This window comes from Bradyrhizobium sp. (assembly GCF_036009065.1).
GTDB lineage: Bacteria > Pseudomonadota > Alphaproteobacteria > Rhizobiales > Xanthobacteraceae > Bradyrhizobium.
This window is the reverse complement of the sequence record NZ_DASYMN010000384.1, coordinates 15517-30787: the sequence shown is the minus strand read 5'-3', so window position 1 is coordinate 30787 and position 15271 is coordinate 15517. Positions and strand designations below refer to the sequence as shown.

At 63.6% G+C, this 15271-nt stretch carries 13 protein-coding genes; all 13 read right to left on the bottom strand.

Translation table 11 applies throughout. The features are described from left to right. Positions 1–7: 7 nt before the first annotated feature. The 13 genes from VGP39_RS23495 to VGP39_RS23435 all read right to left on the bottom strand — a co-directional run bounded on the left by VGP39_RS23495 (position 8) and on the right by VGP39_RS23435 (position 15160). Positions 8–3538, bottom strand: coding sequence for a hypothetical protein (locus VGP39_RS23495; RefSeq protein ID WP_327570492.1), 3531 nt, complete (start codon positions 3536–3538; stop codon positions 8–10). 77 nt (positions 3539–3615) lie between these two features. Further along, a complete protein-coding gene (locus VGP39_RS23490) occupies positions 3616–4281 on the bottom strand; it encodes a hypothetical protein (protein ID WP_327570491.1) in 666 nt (221 codons plus the stop codon). Between the two features lie 29 nt (positions 4282–4310). Then, positions 4311–5021 carry a hypothetical protein gene (locus VGP39_RS23485; RefSeq protein ID WP_327570490.1) on the bottom strand — a complete coding sequence of 237 codons (711 nt, stop codon included), beginning with the start codon at positions 5019–5021 and terminating at the stop codon, positions 4311–4313. A 165-nt stretch (positions 5022–5186) separates the two neighbouring features. Further along, a complete protein-coding gene (locus tag VGP39_RS23480) occupies positions 5187–7232 on the bottom strand; it encodes an adenylate/guanylate cyclase domain-containing protein (RefSeq protein ID WP_327570489.1) in 2046 nt (681 codons plus the stop codon). 75 nt (positions 7233–7307) lie between these two features. Next, entirely contained in the window at positions 7308–8009 is a 702-nt protein-coding gene (locus tag VGP39_RS23475; RefSeq protein WP_327570488.1) for a substrate-binding domain-containing protein, read from the bottom strand. Then, entirely contained in the window at positions 8006–10147 is a 2142-nt protein-coding gene (locus VGP39_RS23470; protein WP_327570487.1) for a xanthine dehydrogenase family protein molybdopterin-binding subunit, read from the bottom strand. The genes VGP39_RS23475 and VGP39_RS23470 overlap by 4 nt, the downstream gene beginning before the upstream one ends. Further along, the gene (locus tag VGP39_RS23465; RefSeq protein ID WP_327570486.1) at positions 10144–10614 is read right to left on the bottom strand and encodes a (2Fe-2S)-binding protein; all 471 of its coding nucleotides are present in this window, start codon (positions 10612–10614) and stop codon (positions 10144–10146) included. Before VGP39_RS23465 ends, VGP39_RS23470 begins: the two co-directional genes overlap by 4 nt. A gap of 12 nt (positions 10615–10626) precedes the next feature. Next, complete coding sequence (locus VGP39_RS23460) at positions 10627–11595, bottom strand: Bug family tripartite tricarboxylate transporter substrate binding protein (RefSeq protein ID WP_414644783.1); 969 nt, start codon at positions 11593–11595, stop codon at positions 10627–10629. Positions 11596–11663: 68 nt separating this feature from the next. Beyond that, a complete protein-coding gene (gene soxA / locus VGP39_RS23455) occupies positions 11664–12443 on the bottom strand; it encodes a sulfur oxidation c-type cytochrome SoxA (RefSeq protein ID WP_327570484.1) in 780 nt (259 codons plus the stop codon). After that, complete coding sequence (soxZ, locus tag VGP39_RS23450) at positions 12440–12760, bottom strand: thiosulfate oxidation carrier complex protein SoxZ (RefSeq protein WP_327570483.1); 321 nt, start codon at positions 12758–12760, stop codon at positions 12440–12442. Before soxZ ends, soxA begins: the two co-directional genes overlap by 4 nt. Then, complete coding sequence (locus VGP39_RS23445) at positions 12760–13254, bottom strand: SoxY-related AACIE arm protein (protein WP_327570482.1); 495 nt, start codon at positions 13252–13254, stop codon at positions 12760–12762. Before VGP39_RS23445 ends, soxZ begins: the two co-directional genes overlap by 1 nt. A 3-nt stretch (positions 13255–13257) precedes the next feature. Next, positions 13258–13632, bottom strand: coding sequence for a sulfur oxidation c-type cytochrome SoxX (gene soxX, locus VGP39_RS23440; RefSeq protein WP_327570481.1), 375 nt, complete (start codon positions 13630–13632; stop codon positions 13258–13260). A 250-nt stretch (positions 13633–13882) separates the two neighbouring features. Continuing rightward, on the bottom strand, positions 13883–15160 hold the full coding sequence (locus tag VGP39_RS23435; protein WP_327570480.1) for an NAD(P)/FAD-dependent oxidoreductase: 1278 nt from the start codon (positions 15158–15160) through the stop codon (positions 13883–13885). Positions 15161–15271: the final 111 nt, after the last annotated feature.

Here is a 15271-nt window from a genome sequence, read left to right as displayed (position 1 = left end):
TTGCGGCTTAGCCGGCGTCCGATTGGTGAGCGTTGGTCTTGTTGCCAGCCGCGGCGAGTTGAGAATTGCCGTCTTTCTTCTTGTCCTGATTGTAGACCGCGTACCAGCCGAGCGCGCTCGGCACGCCGTTCGCATCGGGATTGCCGAAACAGGCGAAGCTGATGGCGCCGTTCGGCGGAATCTTGAGCAGTCCCAAAAACTTCAGCGCGATGTCGCTGAGCCAGAGCACCCAATAACGCGTCGTCGTCTTGTCGTCGGGCGCCGCGTAGGTCAGCCGGATGTCGCCGATCGACAGCGCCAGCACGCCCTCGAGACTGAGCAGCTTGCTCTTTGCGGTGACGCCGGGCAGTTGCAGCCCGGCCATGGCATTGAAGGTCGTGAGCTGGCTGCCTGGAACGGGCGGGCTCTGGCTGCTCGGCGCCCATGCGGCGATCATGCTGGCATTCAGACCCGCATTGCTCGCCAGCGCCCCCACGCTGCCGAGGTCGACGCCGAACTGCAGCGCGTACCACGGGCTGCCGCCGACACCGGAGAGCGGCGCATTGGTCGGCACGTTGAGGTAATTTAGCGAGGAGGGGTCGCTCTGCGGGTTGGCGGTGCTGGAATCGTCGCCGCTCAGCAGTCCCTTGAGGGAAAGCGCGAAATCCGTATAGAGGCTGCCCTTGCGCGGCGTGGAACGCGACGCGTCGAAGGTAACCGCCGCAACATCGAAGCCGAATACCCACGGCGTCACGCCGGTATTGAGGTCGATCGTGAGCCCGGCGAAACTCAGGCCCGCGCGCGGCGCACTCGGGCTGTCGATGGAGCCGAAGCTGAACAGGTCGAACGGAACGTCCTGCTCCTGGGTGCTGGGATCGACCGCGCTGAGCAGATTGAAATCGATGAAGCCCCACAGCGCGAATTGCAGGCTGGTCGGGCCGATGGTGTTGAATTGCGCCTTGGTGATCTCGACCTTGTTGATCGCGGCGCTGTTGAGGAAGAACAGGCTGTCGTCGACGCAGTCGAGCATGAAGGTGCCGACGCCGCCGTTCTGCTGGTAGGAGCCCTTGAGCATGATGGTGTCGTAGACGTTGCTGGTGTCGCCCATGTGATTGACGCTGTCGCCGAAAAACGCGCCGAGCGTCAGCTGCGCGTAGCTGTCGAACGATTTGACCGCCGTATTCTTGAACAGCGCCTCGAGCGTGAGCAGTTTGAAATCATACGGCGCATTGGACGGCGGCAGCGGCACCGGATTGGCCTGGTCGAACGCCGGATCGACGTAGTAGACCAGCTGGAAGATCGAGCTCGAATTCGTGGTCGAAATCGTCGGGTTGCTTGTCTGCGCGCCGCTGATGCCGACCGGCGTGATGGTAATGCCGAAGTGATGGGCGAAGCACTGCGACGGATCGATCACCGACAGCAGCCCGGCAAGGTTGGTCGGCAGGCCCGTGAGCGAAGCCTTGAGCACGAGGATGCCGGTCCAGTTATCGTCGGCGACGATCGATTTGAAGTTATCAAAATACGGGCTGGTCTGGCCCTGCGCCTTCTGAATGTGGTCCGCAATCCATTGCGACAGGATCACCGTTTCCGACAGGTCGGTGCCGGGAACCGAGAAATCCTCCCGCTGCGTCCATATGTCGGGCTTGGCGACGAGATCGACCAGCTTGCCCTTGCAGCCCTTGATGATCAGGATGTTGTTGTAGTCGTTGTAGACGTTGGACTGCCCGACATTGGCGGTGATCTGCCAGTCCTGGATCGACATCGTGTTGTAGAAGGTCGCCGTGCCGGTCGGCGCCGGCGGCGCTGGGCCGACCGCTGGTTGCGGAGACAAAGTGCCGAGATTGGCGGCGTTGGCCGCCACCAGGAACAGGTTCGCGGTCTGCAGCGCCTGTTGCAGCTTGGGCGGCGGATCGTTGAACACCATCCACATCGGTCCGGCGCCGTTGTTGACGCCGAGCAGCACCGACGACCAGTGGCCGGCGGTCTGGTCCAGTTCCGCGAGCAGCCCCGAGGGCGTGGTGACCCAGTCTGAGCTATCTCCCACCGCTTCGCTCATGCGCAACGCGCGCCTTGGTTGCGACATCCCCGGCGCACCGATCAGGGCGCGGCGCGTCGCCGCGGCGGCGAATTGCTCGATGCCGCCAAGCTCGGACTGCGTAAAACTGACGCCGAACTCGCCAAGCGGCGCCAGCCCGAACGGCATCATCGGGAACGGATCAGGCCGCGTCAGCGCATAGCCTGGATCGACGAAACCCAGTTGCTTGGGGCTCGCCGGCGCGACAACCTTGTCGAACCCGAACAGCGGCGAGCCTTTGGGCTGGGCGCTGTACTGGCTCGCATTGCCGTTCGGAGCCGGAATCACGGTAGCCCACGCGGTGCGGTAGCTGGCGTTCATCTTCGGCGCCTTGGGATCGACCGGCGGCCCGACCGGCGAAGACTGCGGCGGCGGATACGATGTTGCGAACGCCTCGCTATTTGCGGTGAAGCGCAGCCGGTCGCCTGATTGCGGGTTGGCGGCAGGCCCGGCGGTGAAACTCAACGTCTCGGTCGCCGTCAGTCCGCAGAGCATGTGAGACGATATGCCGTCCTTCGGCGCCGCCAGCATCAGGATGAAGTCGCCCTCGGGGCTGAGGCTGTAGTCGGGCTGGCTCGGCGCGTTGGGATTGCCGATCGTCACGATCAGCCTTGCAGCCTGCTCGCCACTTTGCGGCTGGGTGATCGGCCGCAGGTTGATGATGTCGCCGAACGCGGTGCGAAATCCGGAGATCAGAATTGCCGCGGGGTCAGTGAAGGCGAAGTAGCTGCGATCCTTGGCGCGTGCGTTGGTAGGATCGGAAGGATCGATCGAGACCGCAAAACCGAGCATGTCGGCGCCGTTCGGTCGAGAGCCGTCGGCGAGCGGATACCATTGTGAGCGGATCGGTTTGGCCGAAGCGCCGGTGTCATAGAGCAACTGACATCCCCAGCGCAGTCTGCCGTACATTTCACCGCGCTTGATGGCCGTGGTGAACTGGATGGTGCCGGGGGCCGGCCCGGAAAAAGCAAGGGTGGCCGAGACGATGCGAGCGCCGGGCGCCGCCGGGCCGTAGAAATTCAGATTATTTTGCGTGTTCGTCAGTGTCAGCGTGTCGTCACCAGAGGACGACAATGCAACGCCGCTGGCGATATTAAGAGACAGATTGTTCGGAACAATTTGCTGGAGCTTGCCGGCATTGACGTACATATTCTTGGCGTTGAGGGTGTTGATTCCGAGCAGCGCTACATTGGCGGCGATGATATTGTCCGGATCGGTGAGCCAGCTGATCGCATGCGAGGTTCCGTTGTAGTCGGGCGCGTTCCAGGCGCCTGTGACCGCGGTTACGATGTCGCTCGCAACCTCGTTGATGTCCTGTCTCGGCGTGCTGCAGAACAGGAACGTGCCGGGGCCGCTCAACGCCTGGCCGAACGAGATCGGTTGCGTCGGAGGTTCGGGAGTCGCCGGCCAGCAATAGGCCACCCACATGCCATTGACGGTGGCCGCGAAAAGGTTTGGTGACGATGTTAGGTTGAATTGCAGCATCGTTCGCCCCGAGCGTCGGCCACGCGGTCGCAAAACGTCGACGGGCCGGAGCTACCGGCCCGTTCTCATGCTTGGGATCAGGTCGAAAAGAGGAAGGATGATGCCATCGTGGTTTGCTTCTGTCCCGTGAAGTAGGCGAGCGAGTAAGTGGTGCCCCGGAGCAGTGTAACCGAAAGCGCAACCTGACCGGTGGCGTTGTTGTTGCCGACCGGGGTCTGCGCCAGCGGCGCCACCGTGTAGGAGGGTGCGGCACCCTGCCAGATGCCGATCCACTGATTGTTGGTCTGCGGCTGGTTTCCGACCGGTGTGTCGTAATACACCAGCACGACGTCGGGCAGCACGCCGTCGGGCGTGGTCCATACCGAGGTCTGGTAGGTTGTAGGGGTGCCCGAGCCCGCCGGGATCGACACCCAGGAACAGATGTTGGATACGTTCGGGCCGACCGCATAGCCGATGATATAGTCCTTTGTCTGGACTTCAAGACCGCTGAAGGGCGTGCTGCCGCTCTGCGTATTGCCCGAAACGGGCGTCGAACTCAGCGGGTTCTGATTGTAGGGAATAGCCCCGGAGCCCTGCCAGATGAATGCGGTATTGCTGTAGCTGCTCGGTTGGTTGCCCGGCATCGTATTGTAGCTGAGCAAGATAATGGTGTTGCCGACCGCATGGGCATTCACGCTGGTGCCGACAGAACTCGTGCTTACAAGACTAAATCCTCTGGTCTTGGCGGGATGTTTCGTGGTCATTTCACACTTTCCTCCATGTTGAGATGGTCTTAGCTGCTGGTCGTAAACGTCAGGATTGCTGCCGCGTCCGTGACATTGGGGCCCATGAAATACGCGAGCGTGTAGGGGGTGCCGAAGGCGAGCGTCAGCCCGTTCATCACTACCGTGCCTTGCGCTGATGAACTGGTGACGTCGGTTTTGTATTGCGGGCTGCCCGAATAATACGGCGAAGCCGCGCCTTTCCACAGCCCGACCCAATTGTTCGAGGGCTGGGGCTGATAACCAAGGCAGCAGGAATACGACAAGACAATGGTATCGGACAAGACCGAGGCGATGCCGATGCTGGTAGAGAAATATTGAGCGGGCTGGCCGCCTACGAAGACCGTCGCCGTGGCGCAGATATCGGTAATGTCGGGACCGGCCGCGTAGCCGATGATGTAGGCTTTGTTCTGAATGGAAAGGTCAGAAAACGACACCGAGCCTTGCTCGGTGTCGCCGATGATCTTTTGCATGGCCATCGGCGGTACCGTCCATGGAACGATGGTCGATTCCCAAATCGCCAGGAAATTCGAATTGGTTTTTGGCCTGTTACCGGGCAGCGTGGTGTATTGGACCGAGACTGCATCGGGGCCGATATAGGGCACCGTGATGCCGATCTGGGAAAGTACGGGGCCGCCGGAGGGAGCCGTGAGCGCGATCTTGGAACGCGTGGGGGTGGTGCCAACAACCAGCGACCGCAAACCAGCCGGATTGACCGACATACCTGCCCCCTACGCGTCGTTCAACGCCAATGCATTGTCCGCTAACGTACGAAACACTGTCGCGCGACTTTGAGATTTTCACAACCCTTAATTTGTATTTTTCAATCGGCGGTGGAATGGATTTCGTTGAACTATAGTTGACCGGCGCTCGCGCGGTCATGACAATCATTTGACGCGCGCTACCGTGGTGTCGTTCCAGCCGCTGTCGGCCGGAGCGTTCAACAGCTGCCTGCAGCGTTCGATCATGCCGGACGATGCTTCGTCTTGGCCCCGGAGGCCAATGACTTTTTCAAAATGGCCGATTGCGCCGTCAAAATCCTGGGCACGATAGGCGGCGAGACCGGATTCATAGTTTTCGACCCAGTCCGGCGGCTCCGCTGTCTCACCGGCCATTCCAAGCAATTCGTAGATTCGCAAGCCCCCGGCGCGTCCGTAGACCGCCAGCCGGTCCAACTCGCGAACCGAAATGCTGTCGCCGGCGAGGCGGCGGGTCTCCGGCCCGATGATGATTTCCGATCCGTATTGCTTGTTGGTGCTCTCGAGCCGGCTCGCAATATTAACCGCGTCGCCGATCACGGTGTAGTTCAGCCGCACCTCCGAGCCGATATTGCCGACCAACATATCGCCGGAATTGATGCCGATCCGGATTTTCACCGGACGGCCGGCGTCGTCGTTGAGGCAGGCGTCGCGAACCGCGCGCTGACATGCCAAGGCTGCCCGGCAGCAGTCGATGGCGTGCCCGGCGTTCGCCTTTGGCGCCCCCCAAAAAGCCATGACCGCGTCGCCGATGAACTTGTCGATGGTGCCGCCGTGGCTCTGAACCTGAGCCGATACGGCATCAAAGTAGCGCGACAGCAGCGGGATGATCCGGTCGCCCAGCCGCTCCGACATTCCGGTAAAGCCGGCCATGTCGACGAACATCACGGTCATTGGCCGTACCGCGCCGCCGAGGCGCGCTTCGGTGCCCTCGCTGATCAGCAGTTTTACGAGATCGGCCGGAATGTATTTTCTAAAGGCGGCGAGCCCCTGCGCCATATCCGCAATCGCCCCCGAGAGGTTCTGTATTTCGCTCAGCCGGGACGGGTGCCGCTCGACCTTGTCGAGATCGAAGCGCTCGACGTGCTTGATCTCGTTGACCACCTTGAGGAGCGGGGCCGCGATCAGGCGCTGGGCAAGCCAGGCCGACAGCAGCCCGGCAATGACGATCAGGAACGCAAGGCCGATCAGCAATTTTCGGATCGTCGCCTGCACCGGTCCCAGAAATTCCGACTCGGGAACGACGGTGACCAGCGACCAGCCCGGAAAGGAAATCGGCGTCAGCACGGCCTCAAAGGCCTTGCCGTCCCTGACCACGCGGGTGCGCAGCGGTTCTCCCTTGTCCGGTTCGTAACCGGCTTGCTGCCGGGCCGCGTCCACGGCGACCGGAAACAGCGGATGGTCGGTCTTCAGCGCGTGAAGCTCGTCGGCCTCCGCATCGGGCGAGGCGATAGCGGCGCCATCGCGGTCGAGGATGAAGGCGCCGGCCGACTTTCCAACAGTGAGTTGCGACAGGAACCGCGAGACCCGGGTCAATTCGATGATGATGGCGAGGACGCCCTGCGGCTTTTGCTGGACGTCGATCGGACCGGCAAAGGCGACGGCAGGCCGTTCGCCGCCGGGGTGGCGCGTGAATGTCGTCCAGGCGGGTGCGTCGGTCCTTACCGCCTCTTGATACCATTGCTGGTCGGTGACGCCATATTTGGTGTCCTCGGACCGCCGGTCTTTGAACTCGACATCGCCGGCCGTGTATTCGTAACGATCGATTCGCACTTTCGCTTCGCCTGCGGCGATTTCCAGCATTTCGACGGCCGCATCCCCGAGTTTGTGCGCGGCGGAAAACGATCCGTCCGGCCATCCAAATGCCACCCACGAAATGGTCGGCTGGGCCTGCAGTTGCGACAGAAATACGAATTTGCGCTTGTCCGCCTCATGGACATCGATAACGCCCTCGACCAGGAGCGTGCGCACCGCGATATAGGCGGATCTCGCCTCGGTGGTGATCGACTGCAGTTCGTCGCCGACTGCCGATACGATCTGCTCGTTGATCGTGGTGGCGAGGGTCTGGCTCACCTGCTGCGCGGTTCTCCACCACAGAAGGTGGACGCCGACGGCGCTGACGATAATGGACGCCAGCACCAGGCCCGAAATGGCGCCGCGAATTCCGATGCGCATGCCCAGGTGGTCCTCGCCGCAAGAGGGCGATTATATCGCGAAACGGCATGGCAAGATACCGAAGCCCGGATGGTCCTACGCTTCGAGGAAGCCGGCACGGGTACGCAGTGCCCGCTGATCCGCGCCGGTCAACAGCTCAATCAGGTCCCGGGCGTGCCTGACATCGGCAGCTTGCGTCGCCACCGCCGCCGTATACACGGTCGAAAGCTCGCATCCGCGGGGCAGCGAGCCGGACAGCATGACGCCCGCCGTGCTGATGATTTCGGTGGATTGCGTGCAGCCGATGGGCCTTGCCGCAATGGATGCCGCCAGATGCCGCATGGCGGTCGCGCCATTCGGAAAGGTTTTGAGGCGGCCCGCGACTTCATCGGCGATGCCCAGCTGCTGCAGGACCTTGGCGACATGAATGCCGGCCGTCGATGCCTTGGTGTCCGGCACGAAGATGGCGTCGGCCACGAGGAGCGCGTCCCGCAAGGCGGCGGTGTCATGGACCGACACCGGGGGATCGCCGGCGCGGATCGCGATCGCGGTCTCCACAAGGCCGATGTCGGCAATCGACGCACCGGCGACGAGATTCTCCCGGGCCAAATCCGCGATCATTGCCGCCGTCAGCACCACGACGTCCGCGGGCGTGCCGGCGCGTAGTTTGCCGGCCATGACGCCGACCGCGCCGAACTCGCCCTCGATATCAAGCCCGGTCACCGCCTTGAATTTAGGAGCAAGGCTCGCGACAAGACCCTGCGCTGCACCGCCGCTCAGGATTTTCAACGAACTCATGACGTCAGTTCCATTGCCGCGATCAGGCTGTCGCGCGTAATGGGGAGGCTGCGAACGCGCACGCCGAGGCAATCGAACACCGCGTTGGCGATCGCCGCGGTGGTCGGGCCATGGGCGGCCTCGCCGGCGCCGACGGGATCCAGCTCCGGCCGCGGGATGACTTCGACCTGCACGTCCGGCACTTCGCTGAAGCGCAGGATCGGATAGGACGACCAGGTGTTGCTGGTGACCCGTTCCCGGTCGAAGCGGACCTGCTCCTTCAACGTCCAGCTGGTGGCCTGGATGGCGCCGCCTTCGATCTGGTTGACCACGCCGTCCGGATTGATCGCTTCGCCGACATCGACGGCGATGGTCAATCGTCTGACGCGAATATCCTCGGCGCCTTCGACCTCGGCGACGACGGCGCAATAGGCGCCGGTGTTCTTGTATCGCGCAAAGCCGATGCCGTAGCCGATGCCGGCGCGTTTGCCGGGCTTCCAGATCGAGCGCATGGCGACGGACTGAATAACATCTCGGGCCCGCGGATCGGAAAGGTGACGCAGCCGAAAGGCAACCGGATCCTCGCCGCGCTCGGCAGCCAGCTCATCGATAAAGGATTCGATTGCAAACACGTTGCCCTGCGCGCCCAGCGTCCGCAGCGCGGAGGTGCGTATCGGCATCGTGAGCAGCCGATGGCATTCGACCGTCCACGACGGAAAATCATACAGCGGAACCGAGTTGCGGTCGGCGCCGCCGCCGGTCGCCTGCGGTGGATTGGTGGCGACCGTGCGCGGAAACGGATTTGCGATTTCTGTTCCGGCAAGGAGCGCAGGCAGCGCCGCGCGTCCCGGCCGCGCCACGTGTCCGTTACCCCAGATGCTGTGGCGCCAGCCGACGATCTCGCCTTGCGCGTCCAGGTCGGCTTCGATCTCGATCGCCATCGCAGCGCCGAACGGCGCGTGGGTCATTTCGTCCTGACGCGACCATTGCACGCGGACCGGACGGCCGGAGGCCTGCTTCGCAAGCAAAACCGCGTCGAGCGCGACATCGTCGGCGCCGTTGTGGCCGTAGCAGCCGGCGCCTTCCATATGCTCAACCGTGATGTTCTCGGCCGGCAGCGTAAGAACCAGCGCGAGATCGGTTCGAAGCAGATAAACGCCCTGACTGTGGGTCCAGACGTGGACGCGGTCCCCGGTCCATTGCGCCATGGCGCAGGACGGCGCGATCGACGCATGCGCCAAATAGGGCCGGGTATATTGCCGCCGCACCGTGCGGCTTTTCGGCCCCGCGCCGGGGGCGATTTTCTTGTCGATAACCGTGGCTTCCGCCGGCTGGCTCTTCAGCCAGTCTGCCAGCCTGTTTTCATCGGGCAGTGGTTCACCCGTGGACCACAGCGCTGCCTTGCGCAGCGCCTTGAGCGCGGCGTCCGCGCCGTCTTCGGTTTCGCTTACCACGCCCGCAAAATTTCCATCGCGAACGACGGCGACGAAGCCGGCAATGGCCCGGGCACCGTCCTGCCGCAGTTCGATGAGCTTCGCAGCCGGGATTTCCGGCCGCAGCACCCGGCCATGCAGCATTGCTTGCAGCGGCCGGTCGTGGATGAAGCGGGGATGCGCGAAAACCTTGTCGGGAATGTCCAGCCGCTGTACGGAATTTCCCGCCAGCGCGCGCCGGGCTGATAATTTTGGCGCTGCGTCCGGGGATGCGTGACGATCCAGCGAGATCTCCCCGGCCAATTCCCAATAGCTGGTCCGCAGGTTGCCCGGCCCCGAGATCTCGCCATCGCTGATATTGAGCGCGTCGATGCCGACGCCGAGGCGATCCGAAGCGGCCGCAAGGAAGATGTGCCGGACCTCGGCGCAGACATGCCTGATGGCGCGGCCCGACTGCTGCACCGAAAGGCTGCCGGAGGTGACGCCCTCGTTGGGGCTGCCGGCGGTCGTGGCGCGGACCATCCGCACCCGGCCGAGTTCGATGTCGAGTTCGTCCGCGGCGATCTGCGCCAGCGCCGTCACGATGCCTTGCCCGATCTCCACCTTGCCGGGAGAGAGGACTACGTGTCCTTCCGCCGAAAATCGAACCCATGACGACAGGATCGGATTCGCCGCAAGGCTCGGCAGTTTTTGCGGCGGAGCGGGGGAGGGCGCGAGCTTGGTCATGTGGCCGCCATCTCCGCCGCCGCGCGCAGCACCGCCTTCACGATACGATTATGCGACCCGCAGCGGCAAAGATTGCGGTCCAGCGCGGCCCGCACCTCGCCATCGGACGGATGCGGATTTTTCTTCAGCAGCGCGGCAGCGCTGATCAGGATGCCGGGAATGCAATAGCCGCATTGCAGTGCCTGCTCGGTGATGAAAGCGGTTTGCAGCGGATGCGGCAACTCGGCCGTGCCCAGTCCTTCGACTGTCGTGATGTCCTTGTCCGAAACAGACCACAGCGGCGTGTCGCAGGACGCCACCGCGTGACCATCGACCATGACGTTGCAGGCGCCGCACTCATTGGCGCCGCAGCCGAAGTGCGCACTTGTGATCCGCAGCGGCCCGCGCAGGATGTCGAGCAGCGATCGATCGGGATCGGCATCGACAGTTGTCTCGACGCCATTGAGGCGAAATCGAACGCTCGGCATCGCCGCTCAACCTTACTGCGGTCTGTCGCCGAAGCGCTTGACAACCTCGGCCCATTTGACGATGTCGCCGCGCAGGTATTTGTCGAACTCTTCCGGCGTCATCGACAGGGGAACCGCGCCCTGGCCGGTCCAGAGCTTTACGATATCCGGCCGCTTGACCGCGGCGTTCACGGCGGCATTCAACTTGTCGATGATCGGTTTCGGCGTGCCGGCGGGCGCCATCAATCCGAGCCAGATGGTCGCGTCGTATCCTAAGATGCCGGCCTCGATCACCGTCGGTGCGTCGGGCAGCACGGTCGAGCGCGTCTTGCCGGTGGTGGCGAGCGCCCGTACCTGGCCTTCGGCGACGTTGGGGGCCATCGCGGTCACGGCATCGATCATCATCTGCACCTGTCCGCCGATCACGCCGCTGCGCGCTTCCCCGCTGTTGCGATAGGGAACGTGCACGAGGTCGATGCCGGCCATGGTCTTGAACAACTCGCCGGCCATGTGATACGGCGTGCCCTGCCCGGATGAGGCGTAGTTCAATTTGCCCGGCTGCGATTTGGCGAGTGCGATAAATTCGGCAAGCGTTTTCGCCGGCACGGAGGGGTGCACGACAATGACCAGATCGGAGTAATTGACCGGCGCGATCGGCGCCAGGTCCTTCATCAATTCGTATTTGCGCTGCGAGGCCTGCACCAGCGATTCGTTTGCGGTCTGGGTGTTCGACATCATGAGCAGCGTATAGCCGTCAGGGGCCGATTTGCTGACCTCGAAGGTTCCGATCACGCCACCGGCGCCGGTGCGGTTTTCGATGACGAATGGCTGGCCGAAATTTTCCTGCAGGATGCTGCCGATCTGCCGTGCCGTGACATCGGCCGGGCCGCCGGCACCGAACGGCACGATAATCTTGACCGGCCGTGACGGATAATCCTGCGCCCAGCAAGGGCTCGCCAGAACAGCTATCGCAAGTGCAAGGGCAAGCCGCATTCCCGTCATCCTGATTCCTCCCGATCTTTAGGCGGACCGTACGGTATTGCCGCGATCCAATCCAGATGGCTGCGGGCTTATGGCCGGACCGCCGGCGTCTCGACCGGCATGCCGCGCGCGCGCGTCATCAGATAAAGCTCCAGCTCCACAAGTTCCGGCGCGCCGTAATCGTAAGGTCGCGCCCGGATGCCGGAAACGCAGGCGCGCAGCCGGCGTTGCAGCGAGCCGAGCGACTGCCATTCCAGCCGGTACATCGGATAGCCGGTCGGATGCCCCTGCGTGATCGCGGACCCGGCAAGGCGTTTGTCCCAATTGTCGTCGTGGCAGTTCGCGCAAGCCAGATTGAGCTGGCCCTGCCGCTGCATGAACAAGTCACGACCCTTCGCGACGAACGGTTCGAGCGCCGGGTCGGCGCCGGTCTCGATCGGCAGTCCGCGTGATTGCCGGCCCACCAAGGCGGTGAGCGCGAGCAGGTCGCGGCTTTCATATGCGAAGGGCGTTGCGCGCTGATGCTCGACGCGGCACAGATTGATGCGTCGCTCCAGGTTGAGCAGAAGCCCGCGCGACTTGTCAAAAGCGGGGTAGCGCGCCGCCACGCCGCGCATGGCGCCGTCATTGTGGCAATCCGCGCAGGATTTCCCCGCCCCGCCGGCTTTGGCTTTCCATAGTGCCTCGCCGTCGAGCACCCACAACATGCCGGGATTGGCGGTATCGTCGTTCTGGATCGCCTGCGTATCCGGCGCCATGAAGCTGAAGCCGGAGCGGCGCTGATCCGGCGGAATTTCGGCGGCGAAGAGAACGGGTATCCAGGTCGCGGCCAGCAGCACGGCCGTGGCTATCGTGCCGATCACCTTCATTCGACGGTGATGGAGGCCGACGCGTTTTCCGAAAATCCGCGGTCGCCGAGCCATGAGAATTCGAACGTGCCGCTCTCGGTCGCGGTGGTGAAGAATGCGATGAAGGGATTTGCCGAGATCGCCGGGAACAGATCTGCGCGGAAAATTTCCTCGCCGTTGTAACGGCAGGTGAAGCTGGTGATGATGTCGCGCGGAACCAGCTCGCCCGTTGCGAGATGACGAAAGCCGGTCTCCATGATGTGCGACATCAGCGTCTTGATCTCGATGATCTCGCCGCGCCTGGCTTTCTTCGGAACGTTGATCAGCACCGAGCCCATCAGATCACATCCTCGGTGCAGGCCGCCAGCGTCACCACGACGTCGACGCTGGCGGACCAGAACGAGCCGTCGGACAATTTTGCAATGGCGACGACCTTCTGGCTGTCCGCAAGGCGGATGCGGGTCGAAACCTGGGCGCGCCCCGAACGCGCGTTGAGAACAAAGTTGCCGACATTCGGCTGCGGATTCTTCTCGTTGAAAACATGAATGCTCTTGACGTGGTCGCTTTCCGTCATCGGGCTGGCCACACTGACGGTCAACGAAACGGTGTTGCCGTTCTCGACCAAGGGCGGCACGTCGAGCTTGACCTTGCCGGTGCGCACTGCGGCCGCGCCGACGACATCGCGGATGGCGGTGGCCAGCATCGCCGGCGTGGCTTCGGCCGGCTGTAGCGTCACGGTCGGGATGCCAAGCACTGCTGCGCTTCCGGTCAGGGCCAGGAACCGGCGGCGTGTGGCATGTTCGTTCGGCTCGCGCATGGTTTCTCTCTTCATCAGCTATTCCCGCAACGTCGCGAGATACGCCACGATATCCTCGATCTGCTCCGCCGACAGGAGCGGCCTGCCGCGCCATGATGTCCCGACGCGTACAAGCCCCTCGACGCGGTAATAGGACGGCATGATCGTCGCAGGATTGAGGCGGGATGCGTCGACGATACGCAGCCGGAGCTGTGCTTTGGACCAGCGGCCGCCGCTCCCCGCAAGGTCGGGCGCAAGGTCGCCCTGGAATTTTTCCTCCGGAAACGGCCCCGAGTGGCAGAGGATGCAGGTGCTGGTGCGATTGAGCACGAGGGCGCGGCCCCGGGCGGCATCTCCAGGCGCGCCGGTGAGCGAGACTGCAATGGCCTCACCCGTGACGACATAGGGCTGCAATGATTGAGCGGACGCTGTGCGGGGCAAAACACATATTGCAAGAAGCCAAAGGCCTAGAGTGCCAGTGAGCGCTCGCTTCACCTCTCCCCGTCGGGGAGAGGTCGGATTTGCCGCGAAACGGCAAATCCGGGTGAGGGGATTTGGGCCTGTCGATGAGCCGAAACCCCTCACCCGGCACGCTTTGCGTGCCGACCTCTCCCTGCGGGAGAGGTGGTTCACCGCGTGTGTGGCGATTGCGTGCATCAAAACGCTAACCAAACGTATCCGCCGTGATCGCTGAAAACCATGTCAGCGCGGTCTCGGCTTCCTGCGCGCGAATCTCGCGCGGCGCATCGAGCGGGCTGGTGCCGCCGCCTTCGACCTCGTTGTACAACCCATCCTTCGGCGCGTAGACGCCGGACAGCGAGAAGGCGTAGCCCGGCGCGACGGTGTTGAAGCAGGCGCCGGTCAGTCGCGGCGTTTCCGGCGGCTTGCCTGCCATCAGGCTGACCACCGCGGCGGCGCAGGCCATGGCCTGCGCATGGGCAGCGGAGGCGGATTTGGGAATGGCGCCCGCGATGCAGGCGTCGCCGATGACGTGAATGTTCGGCACCAGCCTGGACTCGAATGTCACAGGATCGATCGGGCACCAGCCGGTCTGGTCGGCCGCGCCCGCGATCTCGGCAATACGGCCGGCCTTCTGCGGCGGAATCACGTTGCCGACATCGGCGGTGTAATTGCCGAAATCGGTGACGATGCCGTTGGTCGCGGGATCGACCGACGTAACCCGGCCGCCCTGCGACAGCGCGACCCGCTCGATCATGTCTGGATAAAGTTCTTTCCAGGCATTCTCGAACAGGCGTTGCTGGGAAAACCCATCCTTGGCGTCGAGAATGATCACCTTCGAGCGCGGCTTCCTGATTTTCAGATAGTGCGCGATCAGGCTGGCGCGCTCGTAGGGCGCGGGCGGGCAGCGCAGCGGCGCCGCCGGCACCGCCAGGATCACCACGCCGCCGTCAGCCATGGCTTCGAGTTGCCGGCGCAGCAGCAGACTCTGTTCGCCGGCCTTCCAGGCATGCGGCATCTTTGCCGCCGCGGCCTCGTTGTAGCCGGGCAGCGCATCGAAGCGCAGGTCGATGCCGGGCGACAGCACCAGCCGGTCATAGCCAAGCGGCGTGCCGTCGGCGAGTCCGACCACGCGCGCTTGCGCATCCACTTTCACGGCCGCCTGTGCGACCACGGTCACGCCTTCCGCGGCGATCCTGTCGTAGCTGAACTGCTGTGCCTCGAATTCACGCAAGCCCGCGATCGCTTCATTGCTGAACGGACAGGCGAAATAGAAGGTTTTCGGCTCGACCAGCGTCACCTGCAGTTTTGGGTCGATCTGGCGCAGCGCACGCGCGCAACCGGCGCCGCCGAAACCGCCGCCGATCACCACCACCCGCGCGGCACCTTGCGCGAACGACGGACACGGCAACGCCAGCGATGCCGCCGACGCAGCAAGGCCGCGAGCAACGTCTCTGCGCGTCGGCAGGCGCAGCGCATTCATGAGTCATACCCGGTAAGTGAGCGGCGGCCCTGAGGCCGCAGCCTTATTGTCAGGCCGGCGCCGCAACGCAGATGCTCGGCTCGCCGACGCCGCCTCAAAAGCCCCTGCACG